This window comes from uncultured Anaerovibrio sp. (assembly GCF_947302755.1).
GTDB lineage: Bacteria > Bacillota > Negativicutes > Selenomonadales > Selenomonadaceae > Anaerovibrio.
Genome location: NZ_CAMYWM010000034.1, coordinates 1 through 21,535, shown reverse-complemented (window position 1 = coordinate 21,535; position 21,535 = coordinate 1). Strand labels below are relative to the sequence as shown.

Annotated in this window: 21 protein-coding genes and 1 riboswitch; of the genes, 4 read left to right on the top strand and 17 right to left on the bottom strand. The window is 47.8% G+C overall.

From position 1 onward, the window contains the following. Positions 1-294: 294 nt before the first annotated feature. A complete protein-coding gene (locus tag Q0Y54_RS05155) occupies positions 295-957 on the bottom strand; it encodes an alpha/beta hydrolase-fold protein (RefSeq protein WP_297964986.1) in 663 nt (220 codons plus the stop codon). 363 nt (positions 958-1,320) lie between these two features. Here Q0Y54_RS05155 and Q0Y54_RS05150 point away from each other — a divergent pair, with 363 nt between their 5' ends. From Q0Y54_RS05150 to Q0Y54_RS05140, 3 genes are all read left to right on the top strand, one after another. Continuing rightward, positions 1,321-1,677 (top strand): cupin domain-containing protein, encoded by a 357-nt coding sequence (locus tag Q0Y54_RS05150; protein ID WP_297964984.1) that lies wholly within the window; start codon positions 1,321-1,323, stop codon positions 1,675-1,677. A 72-nt stretch (positions 1,678-1,749) separates the two neighbouring features. Continuing rightward, a complete protein-coding gene (locus Q0Y54_RS05145) occupies positions 1,750-2,184 on the top strand; it encodes an Rrf2 family transcriptional regulator (RefSeq protein WP_297964982.1) in 435 nt (144 codons plus the stop codon). 27 nt (positions 2,185-2,211) lie between these two features. Next, positions 2,212-2,595 carry a VOC family protein gene (locus Q0Y54_RS05140; protein WP_297964980.1) on the top strand — a complete coding sequence of 128 codons (384 nt, stop codon included), beginning with the start codon at positions 2,212-2,214 and terminating at the stop codon, positions 2,593-2,595. Between the two features lie 113 nt (positions 2,596-2,708). Here Q0Y54_RS05140 and Q0Y54_RS05135 read toward each other — a convergent pair whose 3' ends face one another. The 6 genes from Q0Y54_RS05135 to Q0Y54_RS05110 form a co-directional block, all read right to left on the bottom strand. Continuing rightward, on the bottom strand, positions 2,709-3,431 hold the full coding sequence (locus Q0Y54_RS05135) for a DUF169 domain-containing protein (protein ID WP_297964978.1): 723 nt from the start codon (positions 3,429-3,431) through the stop codon (positions 2,709-2,711). Between the two features lie 226 nt (positions 3,432-3,657). Beyond that, on the bottom strand, positions 3,658-4,347 hold the full coding sequence (locus tag Q0Y54_RS05130) for a Crp/Fnr family transcriptional regulator (RefSeq protein ID WP_297964976.1): 690 nt from the start codon (positions 4,345-4,347) through the stop codon (positions 3,658-3,660). Positions 4,348-4,513: 166 nt separating this feature from the next. Further along, entirely contained in the window at positions 4,514-5,341 is an 828-nt protein-coding gene (gene panB, locus Q0Y54_RS05125; protein ID WP_297964973.1) for a 3-methyl-2-oxobutanoate hydroxymethyltransferase, read from the bottom strand. Beyond that, positions 5,338-6,207 (bottom strand): Rossmann-like and DUF2520 domain-containing protein, encoded by an 870-nt coding sequence (locus tag Q0Y54_RS05120; protein WP_297964971.1) that lies wholly within the window; start codon positions 6,205-6,207, stop codon positions 5,338-5,340. Before Q0Y54_RS05120 ends, panB begins: the two co-directional genes overlap by 4 nt. A 223-nt stretch (positions 6,208-6,430) precedes the next feature. Continuing rightward, the gene (locus Q0Y54_RS05115) at positions 6,431-6,664 is read right to left on the bottom strand and encodes a hypothetical protein (protein ID WP_297964969.1); all 234 of its coding nucleotides are present in this window, start codon (positions 6,662-6,664) and stop codon (positions 6,431-6,433) included. A gap of 7 nt (positions 6,665-6,671) precedes the next feature. Next, on the bottom strand, positions 6,672-7,505 hold the full coding sequence (locus Q0Y54_RS05110; protein WP_297964967.1) for an Rpn family recombination-promoting nuclease/putative transposase: 834 nt from the start codon (positions 7,503-7,505) through the stop codon (positions 6,672-6,674). Between the two features lie 371 nt (positions 7,506-7,876). On the opposite strand from Q0Y54_RS05110, the gene Q0Y54_RS05105 reads away from it, so the two are divergent. Then, positions 7,877-8,350 (top strand): hypothetical protein, encoded by a 474-nt coding sequence (locus tag Q0Y54_RS05105; protein ID WP_297964965.1) that lies wholly within the window; start codon positions 7,877-7,879, stop codon positions 8,348-8,350. A 139-nt stretch (positions 8,351-8,489) separates the two neighbouring features. On the opposite strand, the gene Q0Y54_RS05100 is transcribed toward Q0Y54_RS05105, so the two are convergent. The 10 genes from Q0Y54_RS05100 to Q0Y54_RS05055 form a co-directional block, all read right to left on the bottom strand. Beyond that, entirely contained in the window at positions 8,490-9,425 is a 936-nt protein-coding gene (locus tag Q0Y54_RS05100) for an alpha/beta hydrolase (RefSeq protein WP_297964962.1), read from the bottom strand. Positions 9,426-9,470: 45 nt separating this feature from the next. Next, positions 9,471-10,391 (bottom strand): dihydroorotate dehydrogenase, encoded by a 921-nt coding sequence (locus Q0Y54_RS05095; RefSeq protein WP_297964960.1) that lies wholly within the window; start codon positions 10,389-10,391, stop codon positions 9,471-9,473. Further along, entirely contained in the window at positions 10,391-11,182 is a 792-nt protein-coding gene (locus tag Q0Y54_RS05090) for a dihydroorotate dehydrogenase electron transfer subunit (protein WP_297964958.1), read from the bottom strand. Before Q0Y54_RS05090 ends, Q0Y54_RS05095 begins: the two co-directional genes overlap by 1 nt. A 181-nt stretch (positions 11,183-11,363) precedes the next feature. Next, positions 11,364-13,220: a TonB-dependent siderophore receptor gene (locus tag Q0Y54_RS05085; RefSeq protein WP_297964956.1), complete on the bottom strand. Its 1,857-nt coding sequence runs from the start codon at positions 13,218-13,220 to the stop codon at positions 11,364-11,366. A 27-nt stretch (positions 13,221-13,247) separates the two neighbouring features. After that, on the bottom strand, positions 13,248-14,237 hold the full coding sequence (locus tag Q0Y54_RS05080) for an ABC transporter substrate-binding protein (protein ID WP_297964988.1): 990 nt from the start codon (positions 14,235-14,237) through the stop codon (positions 13,248-13,250). A gap of 115 nt (positions 14,238-14,352) precedes the next feature. Continuing rightward, a riboswitch (cobalamin riboswitch) is annotated at positions 14,353-14,530 on the bottom strand. A 186-nt stretch (positions 14,531-14,716) separates the two neighbouring features. Next, the gene (locus tag Q0Y54_RS05075; RefSeq protein WP_297964954.1) at positions 14,717-16,753 is read right to left on the bottom strand and encodes a methyl-accepting chemotaxis protein; all 2,037 of its coding nucleotides are present in this window, start codon (positions 16,751-16,753) and stop codon (positions 14,717-14,719) included. A 171-nt stretch (positions 16,754-16,924) separates the two neighbouring features. Beyond that, positions 16,925-17,719, bottom strand: coding sequence for an ABC transporter ATP-binding protein (locus Q0Y54_RS05070; RefSeq protein WP_297964952.1), 795 nt, complete (start codon positions 17,717-17,719; stop codon positions 16,925-16,927). Next, positions 17,719-18,597 (bottom strand): ABC transporter permease, encoded by an 879-nt coding sequence (locus Q0Y54_RS05065; protein ID WP_297964950.1) that lies wholly within the window; start codon positions 18,595-18,597, stop codon positions 17,719-17,721. Before Q0Y54_RS05065 ends, Q0Y54_RS05070 begins: the two co-directional genes overlap by 1 nt. Positions 18,598-18,722: 125 nt before the next feature. Beyond that, positions 18,723-19,718 (bottom strand): ABC transporter substrate-binding protein, encoded by a 996-nt coding sequence (locus tag Q0Y54_RS05060; protein WP_297964948.1) that lies wholly within the window; start codon positions 19,716-19,718, stop codon positions 18,723-18,725. 453 nt (positions 19,719-20,171) lie between these two features. Then, positions 20,172-21,535, bottom strand: a 1,364-nt coding sequence (locus tag Q0Y54_RS05055; RefSeq protein WP_297964946.1) for an autotransporter outer membrane beta-barrel domain-containing protein, incomplete at its 5' end; no start/stop codon positions are given.

The following is a 21,535-nucleotide window of genomic DNA, read 5'->3' as shown; positions in this document are numbered from 1 at the left end:
TAGAAGAAAAATCTTCCAATTAGCGTTTCCCTTTCAGGACTAGCTTCGCGTCGCACGAGGCGGTCAGTGTCAGCTACTCAGCTTCGACTATTGTCTTGCTTTGTAGGACACTTTCGCATGGGACGTATTAACAAAGCATCGTTGCTGCTTTGATACGTCCGCACTGGGAGATATGCTCGCCAGCTGTTGTAGTTTGTTTTCCCCCACCTAAAGAGGTGGGGGACATCTAAAAGCTCGTTATACTACGCTTCATATCATAAGTATAGGAAAAAATAGCTCTCTTCTAAAGTAAAATTAGGTAACACAACGTGCAATCCCCTTGGCCAGGCGCATATCAGCCTCGTTAAAATGATTTCCCGGATTCATTTCAAACACCGTATCTACACCAAGACTTCTGTAGCTTGCCACAATTTCCCTGGTCGCACCCCCCACAGTCCTTAACAGGGGATGTCTTGTTTTTTCCTCCTTATCCCCCAGGGAAAAATACACCCTATCAGGCTTTTTGCAAAACACATGTGTAGCTGTATATTCCTTGAAGCCCGGAAACCACATGGAGCCTGATGCACTTATTGCCCTGCTGAACATAGCGGTTTTGTATAGGCTATAAACCGCAAACAGTCCCGCCAGGGAATATCCCCCAATCACTATTTCCGCAGGTTCCTTGGCCATTTTACACCTTATAGCTGGTACAATATTCCGGGTCAGTGTGGTCAAATACTTATCTGCCCCACCGGTGCATGGTGCCTCCCCCTTGCCCACAGACGGACAGGACCAGGGGGACATTTCCTCTGCCCAATTTATATCACTGACCACCCCCAGACATATTTCCCCTTCTGTCATACCCTTTAAGGCTGAATAAATGCCGCTGCCATCCCCCTGAAAGGTATTTATAATAACCAAGGTCCTTGACTCGGATTGTTCTCCATATATGTATATATGCTTTCCTGCAACTACCATTGTAATTATTATCCTTTCTGCCCATATAGATATCTTTATACTAATATATACAGAAATATTATAACGCCATTGTTCAAATTTTTCTTCTATAGAAGAAAAATCATCCAATTAGCGTTTCAACGAGCAGGGAGATATGCTCACCAGCTGTTGTAGTTTGTTTTCCCCCACCTAAAGAGGAAGGGGACATCTTAAAGCTCGTTATATTGCTTATTTACTAAGATTACTATGGCCTAAGCGTTTTTACTGCCCCATTGTCCTGCAAAACATTTTTGTTGTAACTATTGACATTACAACAAATTAGTGTTACTATCTCATTGTAATCAAGTTAATTACAACACAAAAGCATTTTAGGAGGAAAACAAAATGAAAAATTTCAACAAAACTAATGTAGGAAATGATGCAAGAACCGAATTACACGACACTTTACAGCTTACCGGTGCTGAAATCAGCGTAAATAACCTTCCAGCCGGGGCCAGCAATCCTTTTGTTCACTATCACAAAAAGAATGAAGAAATCTACTTTATCACCAACGGCAAGGGTAAGGCCGTAATAGACGGTGAAGCTGTTGAACTGACAGCCGGTGACTGGCTTCGTATCTCCCCTGCTGGCCGCCGTCAGTTTTTTGCGGCTGCTGATGAAGGTATCAGCTATGTTTGCATTCAGGTTAAGGAGAATTCCTTGGAGGAATATACCGCTGATGACGCTGCCATTGAAAAATAAGCTCAATTGACAATAAAGACTCATTGTAATACCATGAATTACAATGAGTCTTTATCTTTAAGGAGAATTATTATGCAGTTTTCATTTCGCATGCCGGTAGCAGTACAAATATTATTGTGTATTGCCAAATTTGATGGTGTCTTTAAAACCACCTCCACCTTTCTGGCTTCCAGTGTAAACATTAATCCGGTTATTATCCGCAAAACCCTGGGCCAGCTAAAGGCTGCCGGACTAGTTGAAGTTGCTGCTGGTGTAGGCGGGGCGAAGCTCCTAAAGGAGCCCGGTGCAATAACACTGCAGGAAATATTTAATGCAGTGGAAGAAGATGAAGACTTATTTCATATTCAGGAAAATCCTAATCCGCAATGCCCTGTAGGAAGAAATATACAGCAGGTGCTGGGCAATAAATTATCCGTAGTGAAAAATCACATGCTGGAGGATTTTGCCAAGATAACATTGGATGATTTACTGAACGATATAAATACTGCTGAACAAAACAGGCAGTAGCGCACCACCAACAGAAAGGAGAACCTTATGAGGACTAAACAAGCGTATTTGGAGCATGCCGCTGTAACCGTGGCAGATATTGACTGGAGCATCGAGTTTTTTAAAAATGTTTTGGGCATGACAGAAACCAGACGAAAGGAAAAGGATGGAAGGCTGGAACAGATATGGTTAAAAGGGGGCCTGCAGCTGGTGGCCTCCCCGGAGAACCCTAAAGCAGGTCAGGGCCATCATTTGGGCATCGTTGTACAGGATTTTAAAGCAACTATACAGGAAATGCTCACCTATGAGGGTGTTACCCATATTGAAGGAAAGCCGGAAAAATGGATCCAGCTGCCCGACGGTCTGGTGTTGGAGCTTTTCCAGGAAAAGCCCGGGGCCATTGAAAGGGTATTGGCTGTCGAAGTGAAATAAACCAAATAATTGCATATAAATCCTCATAAACCCGCCAACAGAAAGAAAATTTCTACCGGCGGGTTATTTCATATCATATGCTCTCACACTATAACATTTGATTTTCATTCTATTCAATCCAGCCGTTGGCAGATGGTTTGCCAGGTACCAGTATGGAAGAAGCTCTTATCAGCATTTTCCTCCATCTCCAAAAAGCGTTTAAACGGAATACTGAAGGACATGATATCCGCCGGCAAAAGCTTTCTGGCGGAGGGATCTGTCATGCCGATAAAGCACTCCCTGCTGCCACGCTCCGAAGCAGCTAGCACATTGCCTATGGACTGGCCGCAACCGGCACCAAAATAATGCTTCACATTGTCCTGATTTTCCGTATCAAAATTGGCCAATGTAGCCAGCCCCGACAGTCTGTCCGCATTTACCAAAAATATTACGGCCTCAGGACTATCAGCTTCTGTAACCTGGGCAAGGGGCTTCATCACTACAAATTCCTTTTGCCCCTTCGGCACTACCTGCCACCGCATAAACTTCAGGGCCAGCTCCTGGGAGGCCTTATAACGCTCCCCATCCACCTTTAGGCCTTCACCCTCAGCCAAAAACTTATCAACAAAGCCTTCCTCATAGGGTCCAAAGCCACAGCCGGCATGTCCTCCCGGACAAACAACTGTTGCATTGCTTAGAGCCACCGTCTTGCCCTTGGAAGCGGCCTTAATCAGGGCCACCACGCAGCCCCACCGTCCCTCCTTAAACATTAAAGCCCCCTCTGGCTTTTGGTCAGTGCGAATAACTGCCACAGGATGATTTTTCAGCTTAATTGCTTCGGCGACCTTACTTTTCATAGGAAATCCCTCCTCATACACACATTCCTATGCCTTGTCCAATTACCACATATATTCGTCACCCATGGCCGTTATCCTGCAAATTCAAAGGATTTCTTCACACTAAATATTACCAATAAAAAATGGCAGTCCTATTGATAACTTCTATCAAAGGGCCGCCATTTTTTAGGCAATATCTCTGGTCATTGTTTACCCGTTAACATCGGCTAACTCAAAGTGCTTTCGGTTAGTTGTTAACATCAGCTAACTCAAAGTGCTTCCGGTAGGTTGTTAAAACTCCTTCCTTTTGCAGCTTGGAGATTTCCACCGTCATGGCAGAGCGCTCCACACACAGATAATCGGCCAGCTCCTGCCGATTGAAGGGTATGTCAAAGCTGAGGCTGCCCTGCCGCTGGGCTTCCCGGGACAAATAGGACAGAATTTTTTCCCGGGTAGACCGTTTGCTTATATGGGTAATCTTCTCATTAAAGGCCATAACCTTGTTGGCCAATACGCTCACCAGATTGCGGATAAGCCGTTGATGATGCGCACAGGCCGATGAGCAGCTGGCCAGCAGTCGCTTTACATTCATCATCATTATGAGAGCATCCGTCTCCGCAACCACGCTGATATTAAGCACAGCGCCGGAAGTAGCGGCATAGATTTCCCCAAAGAATTCCCCGGGATGACATTTAGCCATAATATTACGATGTCCCCATACATCCTCCTGGATAATAAGCGCCGATCCCGTCAGAACCAGGCCCATAACCTCCGTGCTGTCCCCAGCCCGGAAAATGTATTTTCCCTTGGAAGGCTGTACGGTATATGCACCAATGCAGCCTAATACAGCCTGTATCTCTGTATTATCCATCCCCCGAAAAAAAGCACAATTATTCAATATGGGCAAATATTTTTTTATTTCTTGAGCTGTATTCATACTATTATAAACCTCAATGGCGTGTTATATCTTCCTGTTCCTCCAAAGTAATTCCTTGCATTGGGGCACTAGCAGCCAGGTTGGGCATATAGGATAAAATGCTCCAACATGGGGCTGTCCCAGCGGATTGCAGTTAAAGCCTACCTTTCTTATTCTAAGTTTTTAATCAATACAACTTATTCAGCACATCCTCGTCCATCTTGAAGGTATGCTCCTCAGCCGGGAAGGTTCCTGCCTGCACTTCCTTTACATAAGCGGCAAAGGCCTCCTTCATCTGCTTACCCAGCTCGGCAAAATGCTTGGCAAATTTTGGTGTATAATCGGAGAACAGGCCCAGCATATCCTGATATACGAGAATCTGGCCGTCACAGCCCGCCCCGGCCCCGATGCCAATGGTCGGAATGGACAGCTTGTCCGTGATAAGCTGAGCCAATGGGGCAGGAATACACTCCAGGGTCAGAGCAAATGCGCCGGCCTGTTCAATAGCCAATGCATCCTCAATGAGCTTCTTGGCTGCCTCCTCACTCTTGCCCTGAATGCGGTTACCGCCCAAGGCATTTACCGATTGTGGGGTAAGGCCTAAATGGGCCACCACGGGAATTCCTGCATCAGTGATTGCCTTAATCTGAGGGCAAACAGCGGCACCTCCCTCCAGCTTTACGGCGTTAGCCCGGCCTTCCTTCATCAGACGTCCCGCATTCATTACCGCCTGCTCCACTGACACCTGATAAGACATAAATGGCATATCGATAACCACCATGGTATCATGACAGGCCCTGGCCACCGACCGCCCGTAGGTAATCATATCCTCCATGGTTACCGACAGGGTATCAGGCAGACCCAGCATTACGTTCCCTAGGGAATCCCCTACCAAAATAGCATTGATGCCGGCAGCCTCCTCCAACTTGGCTGTGGAATAATCATAGCAGGTCAGCATGGAAATCTTTTCACCATTGGCCTTCATCCTGGCAAAGGTTGCCACTGTGTTTTTCATTTAAATCTTCCTTTCCTATCAAATGACTGTAAAAACGTCTTGATGGAAGAGTAATCCCGTGTCGGATTTTTGGCCTGGGCCGTCATTAACAGTTCCTGAGCCAAAAGGCCATAAAGCTGGGCCCTGTCAGGGGGCAGACAATCCAGATGCTTTTGGATTGTTCCCAAATCCCCCCGCTCCACCGGTCCAGTCAATGCCTGTACCATACCGTCAGCAGCAATATGCTGGGCATTACCGGCAAACAGCGGTGTAAGGGCCTCCTCGGCCTCTGCAGGGGAAAAACCGCACTCCGCCAACAATCTTTGACTCAAGGCTAACAGGGCAATCACATAATTGCTGGCCAGTGCCGCCGCACAGTGATATTTGACCTTAACCCCGGGCTCAATCACCTTGACCTTAAGGCCCAACGCTTTCAGCCACGCTTCCATAAGGACAATTTTTTCCTTCGAGCCCTCCAGGGCAAAAAAAACATCCGTCAGCTCCTCGTAAGCATGATATTTATCGCTTACGGCGAACAACGGATGAACGGAAAAGCCGACGGCTCCATATTGCTCAATACCTGGAAACGCGTCCTCGGCGGTCAGCGCACCACTGCAATGACAAAAAATCTTATTTTGAATCTGTTCAGAAGGAAGCTTTTCGTAAAAATCCCGAATCGCCCCATCCGGCAGCGTGAAAAAAAGCACATCACTTGCGGCCAACAGGTCTTCTGCACTATTAAAAGCCTGTGACTGCGTAAACCTTGCTGCCTCGTTTGCAGATTGAATGCTATGGCTGTAATAGCCTATAACTTCGACACCATGCATACGGAAATATTTTCCCAGGGTGAAGCCGACCTTGCCGGCTCCGAAAAAACCAATCTTCATCGCATCACCTCATTTATTCGGATGCGCTTTTTCGATTCAAAACAGATAAGTACAGTTTCCTCACAGAATACCGTCCATCGAAGGTTATTGTAGCACAAGAAAATCCCCTGTGCAAGAAACAAGACCCCCACCGTTATAACATGGACATATATTGCGGTTGTTTATTTGCTGAAATCATCAGAGCAACGCCCTCTTTCCATCATCATCACGCTGCAATTCTACCTCATTTATTCCTCTCCGCAATGATCCCTCTGAATTCTTCCACTGTAATACCGGCTTCCTCAGCTGCTTCCTCCTCAGTGAGCTTTGATTTTCGGAACAAGGACAATACCGTTTCTAACCTTCCAGCTCTTATGCCTTCTATTCTACCGGCATTTTTACCTTGTTCTTCCATTTCCATCAAGGTTTGGTTGTAAGTCATGTACAACGCCCTCTTTCCATCATCATCACGCTGCAATTCTACCTCATTTATTCCTCTCCGCAATGATCCCTCTGAATTCTTCCACTGTAATACCGGCTTCCTCAGCTGCTTCCTCCTCAGTGAGCTTTGATTTTCGGAACAAGGACAATACCGTTTCTAACCTTCCAGCTCTTATGCCTTCTATTCTACCGGCATTTTTACCTTGTTCTTCCATTTCCATCAAGGTTTGGTTGTAAGTCATGTACAACGCCCTCTTTCCATCATCATCACGCTGCAATTCTACCTCATTTTGCAGACTGCGGGTAAAATCATCATTAGGCTCGTTATTATTTATGTAATCCAACAGATTACTCAGGGCCTGGCTTATTTTATGCCTATCTCCTTGGGTATTCAGGAAGATTTTATATACACCTTCATTGAGCGACAGCTCAACATTTTCATGGCAAAGCGTGCTAAAGGTGTATCTGGCAAAATTATCCTCAAAGGGATCAAAGGTGCAAATAAAAATAATGTATGTGCGGCGCAATTTACTATACAGTTCGCCCTTTTTCAGGGCATCATTATCCAATACGGACTGATAATACCTGGTTCTTTTGCCAAAAGCCTTCTTGTAAGCATCACTGGCCTGCATTTCTACATCAACAACTGTACCATCAGCGAGAGTCACATAAATATCCAAGCGAATGCCTTTACTGGTCAGCTGTGCTTCAAGGCTTTTTTCTCCTTCCGGATAAGAGATTTCCTTGATTTCAACTTCAAGCACCCGTTCCAAAAGCTGCCTGCAAAGCTCCGGCTTCTCCATAACCAGCCGAAACATAAAATTGTTGCTAATCGTTGCTTTACTAAAATCCTCCACGCACTTACCTTCTTTCTGCATTATATCATACTCGATGGCTGATATCGATATTTGTTTTTTCATCGATGTAATAACAAATAATTTATTTTATAAATATATTGTATCACAATTATTATTAAATTAAAATATTATTATTAAAATGTTTTAATTAGGTTAAGTGCAACAAAGCAGTCGCCAATCTTTGAACCATTAGGGACAGACCTTTTTAACCCCACCCATAAGCTCTGGATTAATTCGTCTAAATTCAGTGGGCGTATAAATCTCCCACTGAATAAGTCTCATTTAACAAAATTTTAATACAAAATTAACCCTTTCCTTATTGCGCCGGAATGAAACCTTGAGTAATATATAGCTAAGCTGAATGTAACTTTGAACATAGGAGGGAATGCCTTATGAATAAGCTGGTTGAAATAGGTATCGGCCTTGCAAAAGGGACGGTGAAGAATGCGGTTTATGGTCTGGCCAGTACGGGATGTACGGCTCTGGAGGTAGGCAAGGCTGTATTTCGCGGAAAGCCGGAGGAAGCTGCTGAGGCTGTTTCCAGTAAGCTGGACCGCATGGTGGACGGTGTGAAGATTTTGGCCGCTGATACCAAGAATATGGGAAGGGATATGTATTCCAACTACAAGGAGGATAAGCAAATCTTCGACGATGCCAATACCCAGCGCCTCATCAAGGTAGGCTCCATAGCGGGCTCCCTGCTGCTGGCCGGCGAGGCACTGGATTTCGTTCCCGGGGCACCGATTACACCAGCTGTGGCCGCCTTCAATCATGACGGCATTATTGCTGACAGTGAACCCCAAGGCAGTGGTTTGGTGCTTAGCTCCCGCCATTTGCCGGTTACCATAGAGGCAGATAACTGTTAATTTAATAATTTTCACCAACGCAAAAAATAAGGCCTGTCAATGGTTTCAGATTACCACTGACAGGCCTTGTTTTTATTTACCGGAGGTACTGCATTCTATGTTGTGACAGCCAAGGATGTTCACTTTGCCACTAAAAAAATCACGTGGCAGATATAAAAGTAAAAATATGGGTCCAATACTGCTGACTGTTGGCGGGCATTGCATTACCGTGACCTGCCCCCTCAATGGTCAGCTTTTCCTTTTGAGCCGTGCAGGCCTCATACAACCGATCCATCATGCCAGGGGGAATAAGCTTGTCCTCCGCACCATGGATAAATAATACCGGTGCCTTAATCCGCCCCATCACCTTTATAGGTGCCGCCTCGGAAATCTGTGCTCCTGTCTTCAGGCCGCTTACCACATCTACACAGGGCATAATAGGAAATTCCGGCAAATCAAAAATAACCTTCAATTGGTCGGAAAACATTTCATAGGCACTGGTGTAGCCGCAATCCTCTACCACCGCCGTCAGGGCAGGAATATCCTCCCGGGCCGCCGCCAGCAGCACCGTGGCCGCCCCCATAGATACCCCGTGGAGCACTATTTCGGCATCAGGGTCCTTCGCCTTAATCTGCTGGGCCCATATAGCGATTTCCTCACTTTCCTTAACCCCCATGGTAATATATTGACCCTCCGTTTTCCCCGAGGCGCAAAGATCCGGGGTCAAAACGTCATAGCCATGGTCCAGATACACCCTGGCATAATCGCCGGTATATTGCTGGTCAATACCATAGCCATGAACTAAAATAGCCCATTTACCCTGGGATTTTTCCGGTGAATAATGGGTAGCAGCCAACCGGCGGCCATCGGCTGAACGCGCCGTCCATTCATCAAACTCCTTACTGGGCCGCTCAACGGCCTGACGATTTTTGTCATGAATAAACCGGCAGGCCGCCGGTGGGGCCACAGGATCCATATCATTGCCCCGCTTCAAGGCAAAGTCCACAAAATATGCCCCTACACCGTAGCCAATTGTCAATAATGCTATTATCACAACGAGCAAAGCAACGCTCACGCCCGTTAATTTTCTGTACATTTACCTTTTCCCCCTAAAAATGAGCAGCCCTTCAGCTATAGAGCCTCATAAATGGGCCTGTCCCACCAGTTGGGACACGTGATCAAGGCCCCGTTGCTCCAAATAGGCATCGATGCCCTCTGCCACCTTTACGGTGGCATCCGGATGAACGAAATTCTCCGCCCCGATGGCCACTGCACTGGCTCCGGCCAATAAAAATTCAATGGCATCCCCGGCGGTGGCAATGCCTCCCAGGCCTAAAATAGGAATTTTCACCGTCTGGGCCACCTGATAAACCATGCGCACAGCGATTGGCTTGACTGCAGGGCCTGAAAGTCCCCCGGTTACATTTCCTAAAAGAGGCTTCCAGCTATTAATATCAATAACCATACCAGTAAGGGTATTAATCAGAGCCAAAGCATCAGCCCCGGCTTCCTCCACCGCCCTGGCCATAACCCTAATATCCGTCACATTAGGGGACAGCTTTACTATAACCGGCTTGCTGGTATGGGCCTTCACCTCTTTGGTGACAGCTGCCGCAGCCTTGGGATCCGTGCCAAAGACAATGCCGCCTTCCTTTACGTTGGGGCAGGAAATGTTGACCTCAATCCCATCAACCCCATCCACGTCCAGCTTTTCCGCCATTATGCCGTAGTCCTCCACGGAGCTGCCGGAAAAATTGGCAATAAAGGCCGTGTTAGGGGCTTCCTTTCGTACCTTTGGAAGGATATCCCTTAAAAATACATCAATGCCTGGATTTTCCAGGCCAATACAATTTAGCATACCAGAGGGGGTCTCCGCAATGCGCACTCCTTCGTTGCCGGCTCTCGGCAGCGGGGTCAGTCCCTTGGAAATAATGGCTCCCACTTGATCTAAGTCCAGGAAATCGCTGTATTCAACGCCAAAGCCGAAGGTTCCGGAGGCTCCCATAACCGGAGTTGCCATTTTAATACCGGCAAAATTCGTGGCCAATCTATTCATATTCATCAACCAAATACCTCCTCAGCCGCAAATACCGGACCATCACCGCAAACCTTCCACCGCTTGCCGCTCTTACCCTCAAAGGTACAGCCCAGGCACACCCCAAAGCCACAGGCCATGCGCTTTTCCAGAGAAACCTCACACTCTATACCCTGTTTAATGGCCAATTCTGCAATCCCCTTCATCATGACAGTAGGACCGCATACCTTAATATGCTTAATGTCCGGGTATTCCTTCAGTATGTCCGGGATAGCATCAATGGCAAAGCCCTTGCGGCCGTACGAGCCATCATCTGTGGTATATACCAGCTTTTCAGCAAAATTCTCTACAAAATCGCTCCAAAACAGCTCCTTGTGATTGCGTACCCCCAAAAGAATAACCGGTTTGGGGCCCTCCAGCTCCTTGGCCAAATGACGGGCTGTATAAATAATCGGGGCAATGCCTACGCCGCCCCCAATAAGGAGAGTTCTGCCTTCATTTTTAAAGGAAAAGCCATGGCCCAAGGGGCCCTCCACACTAATAGGAGCCCCCTCCTCCAGCTGGGCCAGCTCATGAGTTCCCTTGCCGGACTTGCGATATATCAGAAGCAGCAGCCCCTGCTCCTTGTCCACATCGGCTACGCCAAAGGGACGACGCAGATAGGTGCTGCCCATTTCGTTTTTTATCATTACAAACTGCCCCGGCCGGGCCTGAGCCACAATCTCCGGGCAATCCAGCACCAGGGCATTAACATCGGCGGATAATTCCCAGTTGGAAACAATATTGCCTATTTCCACCAGCTTGTTTGTTTCAGTCATCAGCTATTCACCTCGTCTACCTATTAAACCATATTACCAGCATTTTTGCCACCTTCTATACTACCTTCCCCTATTTCTCCCATAACATTTTCAAAAATAAACTATCCTAAAAGGAAAGCTGCCCAAAAATGAGCAGCTTTTAGAATATTAAATAACTTTATTTTAACATTACAATATTCTATTAGAATTTAATGGTTGCACCAACAAGGAAGGTACGGCCCTGGAGTGGATAGAAAAGACCAGTCCAAGTAGATTTTGGTACTAGGTAGTATACCTGATTGGTAAGATTATTAATCTTAAAGTAGATATCAATATTCTTTGCAGCCTTATAGCTAGTGTTGAAATCCCAAATTGCGTAGCTGTTACGGCCATAAGCTGTATCATCAAGACCACTACCAAACCGGCCCATGAGATTGGCCTTCCACCGGTCGCATTTATAATGAACGCCCAGACGGTAGCCATTTGGCTCATAGTAGGATTGCTGAGTCCCATCTGTTTTACTGCTGATATAGGAATAACCTGCCTCATAGGACCAACGATCAGACAATGTCCCATTTAAGGAAATATTAATACCATGCTTCCTTTCATTGGACACATTCTTGGCTTCAGTCAACCCGGTATCTGGATCATATGGCCACTTAATAGCGTCATCAATACTGCTCCAGAAGTAGTTCACATCCAAAATAGCCTTTTCGTTGAATTCATGAGTTACACCGACAGTCTCCACATGACCAGACTCTGGTTTCAGATTTGGATTACCATACATCATCCAAACATTATCTACCCAGTACATATCATCGGCAGTAGGTGCCTTAAATACCTTGCCCCAGGATGCATACATTCTGGTTTGCTTGGTTGGCTGATAATTGATGGCAGCCTTTGGTGACCAGTGAGTGCCAAAGGCATCATGGTGGTCCATCCGCAGCCCTGGTACAAAGGTCCAACGATTATCCAAGGTTATAGTATCCTGCACAAAGAGGGCGTAGGTGGTAATATCCTTATCCTCGTAACCGTTCTGTTTATTGGTGGAGGTACTCTTGCGCCACTCACCACCGGCCACTATCGTATTGTTGCCCAGCTGCCAGCCATTCTGGTATTCCAGGCTGTGACTGTGGGTATCGTATTTCCCCTGATAATCCGTGGACTTATAGTTGGCAGCATAACGCAGGAAGCCTGGTACCGGCTGGTCTTCCTTAAAGTTATAGGTAATGGAGCCATAATTATAATTGTGGTCCTGATGCAGTGACTGGGCATTCTCCTCAATTCCCGTATCAGTCTGTCTGTGGGTAAACATTAACCGCAGGGAATCACTATCAGTAAATTTCTTATCCAATCGTAAATAAAGGCTCTTCTTGTTGTAACCACTGTTATTGCGGCGAGTATCTTCCCCACCATCACCACGATATTTATAATAATCTCTTTCCTGAAGGCCAGTGGAAGCATACCAGCTCCAATCGCTCTGACTGCCCTGGGTGCTGAGCTCCAGATTATGGGTTCCAAAGGAACCGATATTCATATCCAGAGTGGTCTCTGCCCCACTGCCCTTTTTGGTGATAATATTTACCACACCTCCTACAGCATCACTGCCGTAGAGAGCAGAGCCTGCGCCCTTCACCACCTCAATACGCTCAATATTATTTACGGAAGGGAGCATGCCCAAATTCGCACTGGCTCGGCCCATGGAGCCCTGGTCATTATTGATACGCTGGCCATCAATGAGGACAACTACCCGCTGGTCACCATTAATGACAACCTCCTGGTCGCCATTGGAATTACCATTGTTTACCACCACTCCATTTACATGGGTAAGGGCCTCAGCCACATCGCTGTAGTGATTATCCTCAATCTGCTCAGCGGTGATTACAGTTACATCTGCAGGAGTGCTCATGCGGGATGATGGCATACGCTCCGCCGTAACTACCACATCCACTATGTCATCATCCTGGGCCACTGCCTCAGCCTGACATACGGCTGCACCGGAATACACCATGCTTACTGCCAAGGTGCCCAACACCAATTTCTTCAAATCCCTTTTCATTGAAAAACCCTCCTCTAATTACTCTAACTACTCAACTGCTGACAGATACTGCTGCGGCTCCAGCTTAAACTTATCGCCATAAACCCTATAGGCAATTTCCTGTACCGCAAACACAAAATCCTGGGAGCAATTATATATATACCCTTCATCTGGCTCCAGCAGCTGACCAGCTTTTATGGCCTTCATGCCCTGCAGTGACGGGTCATCAACATATTCCTTACGTACCCGGTTAATATCCAATTCCCCATGGTTATTATAGGAAGGCAAAAACAAATAATCTGGATTGGCGGCCACCAGCTTCTCCTTGGTCATCACCTGACCATTTTGAATACCCACGGCAGCAGCCCCGTTGATTACTCCGGCCAGCTGACAGGCCTCATCAAAGGCACAGCCCGCCCCACCATAATCCTTCATCAGGGAGATGAGCACCACGCTTTTGCGCTCCGACTGAGGAATTTCGGCCACCTTGGCCTTGATGTCCCCCAGCTTTTCATCCATCTTTTTTAACAACGCTTCCCCCCGCTGGGGCTCCCCGGCCGCCTGGGCCAACAAGGCAATGGTTTCCTGTATATCCTGTAAATTTTTTGGCCCCTTGCAAACTACCACGGGAATACCCAAATCCCGCAGGGCCGCTACCCGGGACAAATCCCCCCAGTCCGGCTCGATTACCAAATCCGGCTGGAGAGCCGCAATCTCCTCTACGGAAGGATATTTTATCTTGGTGGATACCCTTTTCCCCAGCTCCACCATATTGGAGCTGGAGGGGTCATCCAGCAGGGTATTCACCGCCACCATTCGCTCCGGTCCCACCAGCCCCAGCATCATTTCATCGGTGCTCATGGACATGGTCAAAATCCGCTGTGGTTTAGCCGGCATATTCACCTGGGTGCCCTGAATATCCGTTACAGTATAGGCCGCCGGGCTATCTGTGGTAGCACCTGACTTACAGCCGGCCAGACAAAGGAACAGAAGCAGCAATATCCCTATTAAATTCCATTTAAAAAAATTTTTCAAAATGCATTCCTCCACAAGAAATAAAAAAGCTATCCTTCCGAAAAAGGACAGCTAAAATTTGCAATATAACATTATACGCGATGCTAACGCAAATCCCCTTCCTATCCCTCGTAGGTACAACGGTGATTGTCAATTAGGCAGTTCTCCTGGCTCCGGATCATAGCTCATCTGCTCCTTCCCAGGTTTTCCCAGTGGCATTGCATGCAGATTTGCTCCCCGATACAGTGGCGTGACCGCGCCGGCCTCTAACCGGCTTCTCTATTAAGTCTTACGACGCCTAATCCTATTCTATTGTTCATAATACTGACTCATAATATCATCATACGAATTCATTGTCAATACAAAATAAACTTAACTATAACATAAGGATATTGAAAATATTTTTTGCGACTTATGTCCTATACCTAAAACAGGGGCCATAATAAGACGAAATTCATCCTATCACAGCCCCTGCTGAAAGACCTTACTTAATTCAATTCACATCAAACCTTAAATTTACCCATGGTATCCTGCAAATCCGTTGCCAGACTGGCCAGGGAATGGGCTGCCGAAGCAATTTCTTCACTGGAAGCGGACTGCTCCTCGGCTGCTGCGGAAATGGTCTGGGTTTCCTCAGAAGTATCACGGCAAACCTTGTCGATATTGTCCATGGCCCCTACCACATCCTGCATCCGGCCGGATACAGTCTGAACAGCGGAGTTAATACCCTCCATTTCATACTTAATGGAGGATACCCGGGCGGTAATATCCTGGAACTGCTCGCCCACATCGCGGATGGCCTGGGTGCCCAGAGCCACCTCCTGGGTACCGGATTCCATGGCGTCCACAGCCTCCTTGGTGTCCCCCTGAATAACCGCAATACGGTTCTTGATTTCCTCAGCGGATTCCTGGGACTGCTCAGCCAGCTTCCGGACCTCCTCGGCTACTACCGCAAAGCCGCGGCCGGCCTCACCGGCCCGGGCCGCCTCAATGGCTGCATTCAGGGCCAGCAAATTGGTCTGATCCGCAATGGAGGAAATACTGTCCACGATTTCCCCGATCTGCTTGGAGTTTTCACCCAGCTTACGGACCACCTCGGCGGAGTTGGCCACACTGCGCTCAATGCTGTTGATTTTATCCATAGCGTTCTGCATCAGCTGGGCACCGGTATCGGCAGCCCCGGCCATCTGCTCCGTATTCTCCGTAACACCATTGGTCTTTTCCGTCATAACATTGATATCATCAAAGGCGGTATCAATGCTGTTTTTGGCATCCTCCATGCTGGACAGCTGCTTTTCCATGCCACCGGCCACATCTACCACGGACTGGGCCACATGGGTGGCCGCCTCAGCCGCCTGATGGGAGCTGGCAGTAAGCTCTTCACTGGAAGCCGCCACCTGCTCGGCGGTATTCATGGTCTGGGTTATGATGGACTTTAATTGGTGCAGCATGGTATTAAATCCATCGGCCATCTGACCCAATTCATCCTGGGAATCCACCACCAGTGGATTAAGACGCAGATTACCCTGGGCCATTTCCCCAATATGATGTCCCAGCTCATCAATCCGTCTAACCATGTTGTTGGCCTGGTATACGATACTGCCCACACACAGAGCAATCATTACTACGCAGACAAAGGCCATAATCTTGGCCAGGGTTACTGCCGGGGCATTTATTTCCGACTGAGGCATCCGGATAGCCAGCTTCCAATTTACCCCCGGTACAGTGGAATAGTACAGATTATTATCCCCGTATTCCGTAATACCGCTTTCGTTGGCCAGCATGGCCTGACCGGCCTGGGCCAATTCCTTGTTGTCATCCTCGGTAATCTTTACCCCCTTCTCCACCTTGGTGGGGTCGTCGGAATATACATAGGTTCCATCTGCCGTGGTCAATAATGCCGTACCATTTTCCCCTACCCGAATATTGGCCATAAGCTCACTGATTTCCTTCAGGGAGAAATCCACGGTAATACAGCCCACATACTTACCGGTCAAGTCAAGGATTGGGGCTGAACAGGTGGACATAACCACCTTGGAGGTTGGATCATAATAGGGATCCGTTATCAGTGCCTCTTCCTTGTTTAAGCTTCTGGCATTTTTATAATATTCCTGATCGAAATAATTGTATTGCGCATTACTGTACTCATAGGTCTCCTTGATGGAGCTTCCATCCTTGAACCAATATGGCCCCATATACTGCTGGGCTGCATCAAAGGCAAAGGGCTCAAACCAGATACCGCTGCCATAGAAAAATTCGTCCTTCTGAATGGTCTTGCCGATAATGCTCTTATACGCCTCCATCGGGGTACCCCGATAGGTACCGCCCACGAACCGGGCTGTATTTATAGCCGTAGAACGGGCCATGTTCAATTTTTCATTGATATAATTTACATTGGCCTTCAGCTCCGAATTCATAGTGTGCTCTATCTGGGTTCCGATGCTCCGGCTGGAGGATACAGCCGACACAATGGCCAGAATCAGCATACCCAATACCACAAAGGGCAGCATTCCCACAAGCATCTTTCCTCTAATTCCCATAAAAAACCTCCTTGCTTAATATTACCAACCGTATAACATACAGTCTTTTCCATATCTCGTCATTGTAGCTATTCAACAAAGAAAATTAATTTCCTGCTTTTTTATTGAAGGAACCAAAAAAATATCAGCAAATTCATCCTTGACGAAAATGCTGATATTTTTAAATCCATATTAGCTTAAGAGCAGTTCATCGGAATTAAGCTCACTGCCAGCGGCCTGTTCAAACATGGCCAGCAGGTCCTTTATGGTAAGATTTTTCTTCTCCTCTCCCTGTACATCAATAAGGATTTTCCCCTCATGAAGCATAATCAGACGATTGCCGCAGGACAGGGCATCCCGCATATTATGAGTAATCATCAGGGTCGTCAGTCTCCGGCTGTTGACGATATTATTGGTAAGCTCCAGCACCTGGGCCGCCGTCTTCGGATCCAGGGCTGCCGTATGCTCATCCAGCAGGAGCAACTTGGGCTCCACCATGGTAGCCATCAACAGGGTCAAGGCCTGGCGCTGGCCCCCGGACAGAAGCCCCACCTTGGATTCCAGCCGGTCCTCCAAACCAAGATTTAATGGCCTCAGCTGCTCACGGAAATAGGCCCGCTGAGCCTCCGGGGCACTCCAGCGCAGGGTAGGAAACTGCCCCCGCCGAGAGGCAATGGCCAGATTTTCCTCGATCTGCATATTGGCGGCAGTGCCCATCATGGGGTCCTGAAACACCCGTCCTATATACTTGGCCCGCTTATGCTCCGGCAGCTTGGTAATATCCTGGCCATCGATAATTATTTTTCCTGTATCCACCTTAAAGGTGCCTGCAATGGCATTCATCAAAGTGGATTTTCCCGCACCATTACCGCCAATAACCGTTACAAAATCACCTGGCTTCAAATGCAGGGACACCCCGCGAAGGGCCACCTTTTCCGTAATGGTGCCCGGATTGAAGGTCTTTTTTATATTGTCAAGCTTTAACATCACTGGGCCACCTTTCTTTTCTTCAGCTTAGCCTGGAACAGCGGCATGGAAAGGGCCACAGCCACCAGGATGGCGGTAAACAGCTTCAAGTCGTTTGGCGGCATGCCCAGTTGCAATACCACAGCAATCACTGCCCGATAAACAATGGAGCCCAAGATAACGGAAATCAGGCAATTTTTGAAGCTGCGGGTGCCAAACAGTACCTCACCGATAATAACCGAGGCCAGGCCGATAACGATGGTACCTACCCCCATGCCCACATCAGCAAAGCCATTGGCCTGCGCTACCAGGGCCCCGGACACAGCCACCAGGGCATTGGAAATCAGCAGGCCCAATATTACCGTAAAATCTGTATTGATACCGTTGGCCCGAATCATATGGGGATTACAGCCTGTGGCCCGGATAGAGGCCCCTATTTCCGTACCGAAGAACCAATAGCACAGCACACCGGTAAACACCACCACCAGGAGGCCCACAATCAATACCATATTAGCCAGGCTCATATCGGGAAGCCCATACATGGTAAACACCGTATCCACGTTCAGCAGGGACAAATTCGCCTTGCCCATCACATGAAGATTAACGGAATACAGGGCAATCATGGTGAGAATACCCGCCAACAACGCAGGAATTTTCAGCTTGGTACACAATATACCCGTTACAACACCGGCCAACATACCGGCCAAGGACGCCACCACAATGGACAGCACCGGGTTCATGCCGCCCAGCATACAGGCTGCCGCCACCGCCGCCCCCAGGGGGAAGCTGCCCTCCACCGTCAAATCGGCAATATCCAGTACCCGAAATGTAATATACACGCCAATAGCCAACAGGGACCACAGCAGTCCCTGGGATACAGTAGGAATAATCAGATCCACAACCAAAACCTCAATTCAACAATATAATAATTAATTCATACGCAAAAGCCCCAGACATTTAGTCTGCGTGTCAGAGCTATATGTCTGGAGCCTATAAATGCCTAATGAATAGCAAACCTCAATGATTATTTGATAACCTCAGCATCCTTCAACACGTCACTTGGAAGGGTCATGCCCAGCTTATCAGCACTTTTTTGGTTAACAACCGCCTTCAAAACCTTGGCGAATTCAATCTTCATCTCTGCCGGCTTGGACTTGCCATCAAGGATATCAGCCGCCATTAAACCGGACTGACGGCCCAGCTCATAATAATCCACCCCATAGGTGGCCAGACCGCCGGCCTTGACCATATTGGCCTCACCGCAAATAACCGGCTTCTTGGCCGCCTCAGTTACTGAAATAAGGGTCGGCATGGAGGAAGCAATTACGTTATCCGTTGGCAAATAGAAGGCATCAACCTTACCCACAAGGCTCTGGGTGGCCTGCTGAATATCGTTTACATTGGAAATAGTGGCCGCCTCCACCTTCAGGCCCTTAGACTCAGCATATTCCTTCATGGCCTTGAACTGAATTTCGGAATTTACCTCACTGGAGGTATATACACAGCCAATAGTCTTGGCATTCGGACAAAGCTTCATCAGCAAATCAATCTGCTCTTTAATCGGATTCATATCGCTGGTACCGGTGACGTTGCCGCCAGGTGCCTCATTGGATTTTACCAGCTTGGCCCCCACATAATCCGTAATGGCACAGCCCACGATAGGAATATCCTTGGTAAGGTTGGCCACGGTCTGGGCCGCCGGTGTAGCAATGGCGTAAATCAAATCCACCTTGTTGCTCAGGAACCGCTGGCCGATATTTTGCAGATTGGACTGATCCGCCTGGGCATTCTGATTGTCAAGCTTCAAATTCTTGCCCTCCTCATAGCCCCGTTCCTTTAACGCATCCACAAAGCCCTTGTTGGCCGCATCCAGCGCATCATGCTCCACCAATTGCACCACGCCCACTGACTTCTGACCGGAAGATGCCTGGTTATTGGAGCCGCAGCCCCCAAACAAGCCAAGAGAGAACACTGCCGCCAAACCAAGGGCCGCCATTTTCATTTTTCGGGAAAACATCATGTATTATCACTCCTAATAGTATACTCCGTGCAAAATGATATTTTGCACTACGCCCTTACACGAAATCTAAAGCTCATCTCCATCCTTCGGATTTGATTCACTAAGATTTCATAGTATAAAAATAACAAACCTGCACATATTATACATGATTGTTTCAAAAAAATAAACATTGTTCTCCCTGTAAGCACAAAATTATTTTAGAAACAGATATTTTTTTAAAATTCCTTACTCGAAGAACATCAGGGGAGCATTAATCAACCACTATTCTAAAAGCGTACCTGTTAATTAAAAAAATTCACCCTGTTGAGCTTCGCACAATTTTATTATCTTCTCACAATTTTATTGCAAATGAATTTTAGCTTACATGGACATATACTGATTTTTTAGCACAAAAAAGGGGGCTGCACACCAATTTACCGGTACAGCACCCTTTTATATCACGCTTTTAATATTTTAGAATTTCCATACAGCACCAAGCTGGGCACTGATACCTCTTTGCTTGCCAATCCAGCCTGTTACACCGAGGTCAATGGTCACAGGGCCGCCTGGTTTAACCTGCCAGCCCAGCTCCAGCAGCCCACTGCTTCCCTTCACGCTGGGGCTTGGGGTACTGCCGCCATTATAATGGGCTCGGGCCTCGCCACCAAATTCATATTGATAAGCCAGACCGCCATACACGCTGTTTCCGTCATCAATTTTATGGGTCAGTCTGGCCCCTAGGCGCAGACGATGACTGTTGACGCTGTCAAAGCTCCACTTCTCATCACCACTGACGCTGCCGTGCATAGTCACATCATCGCCCCCCTGATGGCTGTAGAAATATTTCAGGTAACCATCTAAAGTGTTATGGACACTTATTGTCTTGACTACGCCTAAGCCTACATGAGCAGCTATATAGGAGCTGGAGCTATCGTATGTAACCGTCTGATTGTTAAAATCACCACGATAATCCGAATTTACCCGACCGAAGCGGACGCTTCCCTCATAATAGAAGCCATTATTATTAATCTGCCGGGCCATCAGACCAATACCCCAATAATGGCTTTTACCATCACCATGGACACCATTATCCAAATAGCTGTCATAGCTTCCACCACCATATTCCACAAGGGGACCGAAGAGAAGCCTTCCCTGGCTATTGGTCAGCTCTCTGGCAAAGCCTACATTAAGGCCAAAGCCCTTGGTATCAACATGAGAGCCACTTTCAGCCCGCATACTGGAGCCACCAAAGGCGGCATATGGAATGAAGCTGCTGACAACCGGCGCAGAACCACCAGCCTTTTGCTGCTGGGCAATATCAAGGGCCACGGCATTGGCGGCCTGGGTAAAGCCCTGTGAAGCCAGCATGTCTGATCCTGCATTAATAAAGGTGGTGGTAGCGGCCCGGGTCTCTACTACAGACTTGGCGTTATTTTTAGCCGTTTCACTGTCAACAATAGTACCGCTGCCGCTTTCGCTGGTACCACTGCCGCTTTCACTGGTACCACTGCCGCTTTCGCTGGTGCCGCTGCCACTTTCGCTGGTGCCGCTGCCACTTTCGCTGGTGCCGCTGCCGCTTTCGCTGGTACCGCTACCGCTTTCGCTGGTACCGCTGCCACTTTCGCTGGTGCCGCTGCCACTTTCGCTGGTGCCGCTACCGCTTTCGCTGGTGCCGCTGCCGCTTTCACTGCCACCGCTGCCACTTTCACTGCCGCCGCTTCCACTTTCACTGCCACTTCCGCTTTCACTGCCGCTTCCACTTTCACTGCCGCTTCCGCTTTCACTGCCGCTTCCGCTTTCACTGCCGCTTCCGCTTTCACTGCCGCTTCCGCTTTCAC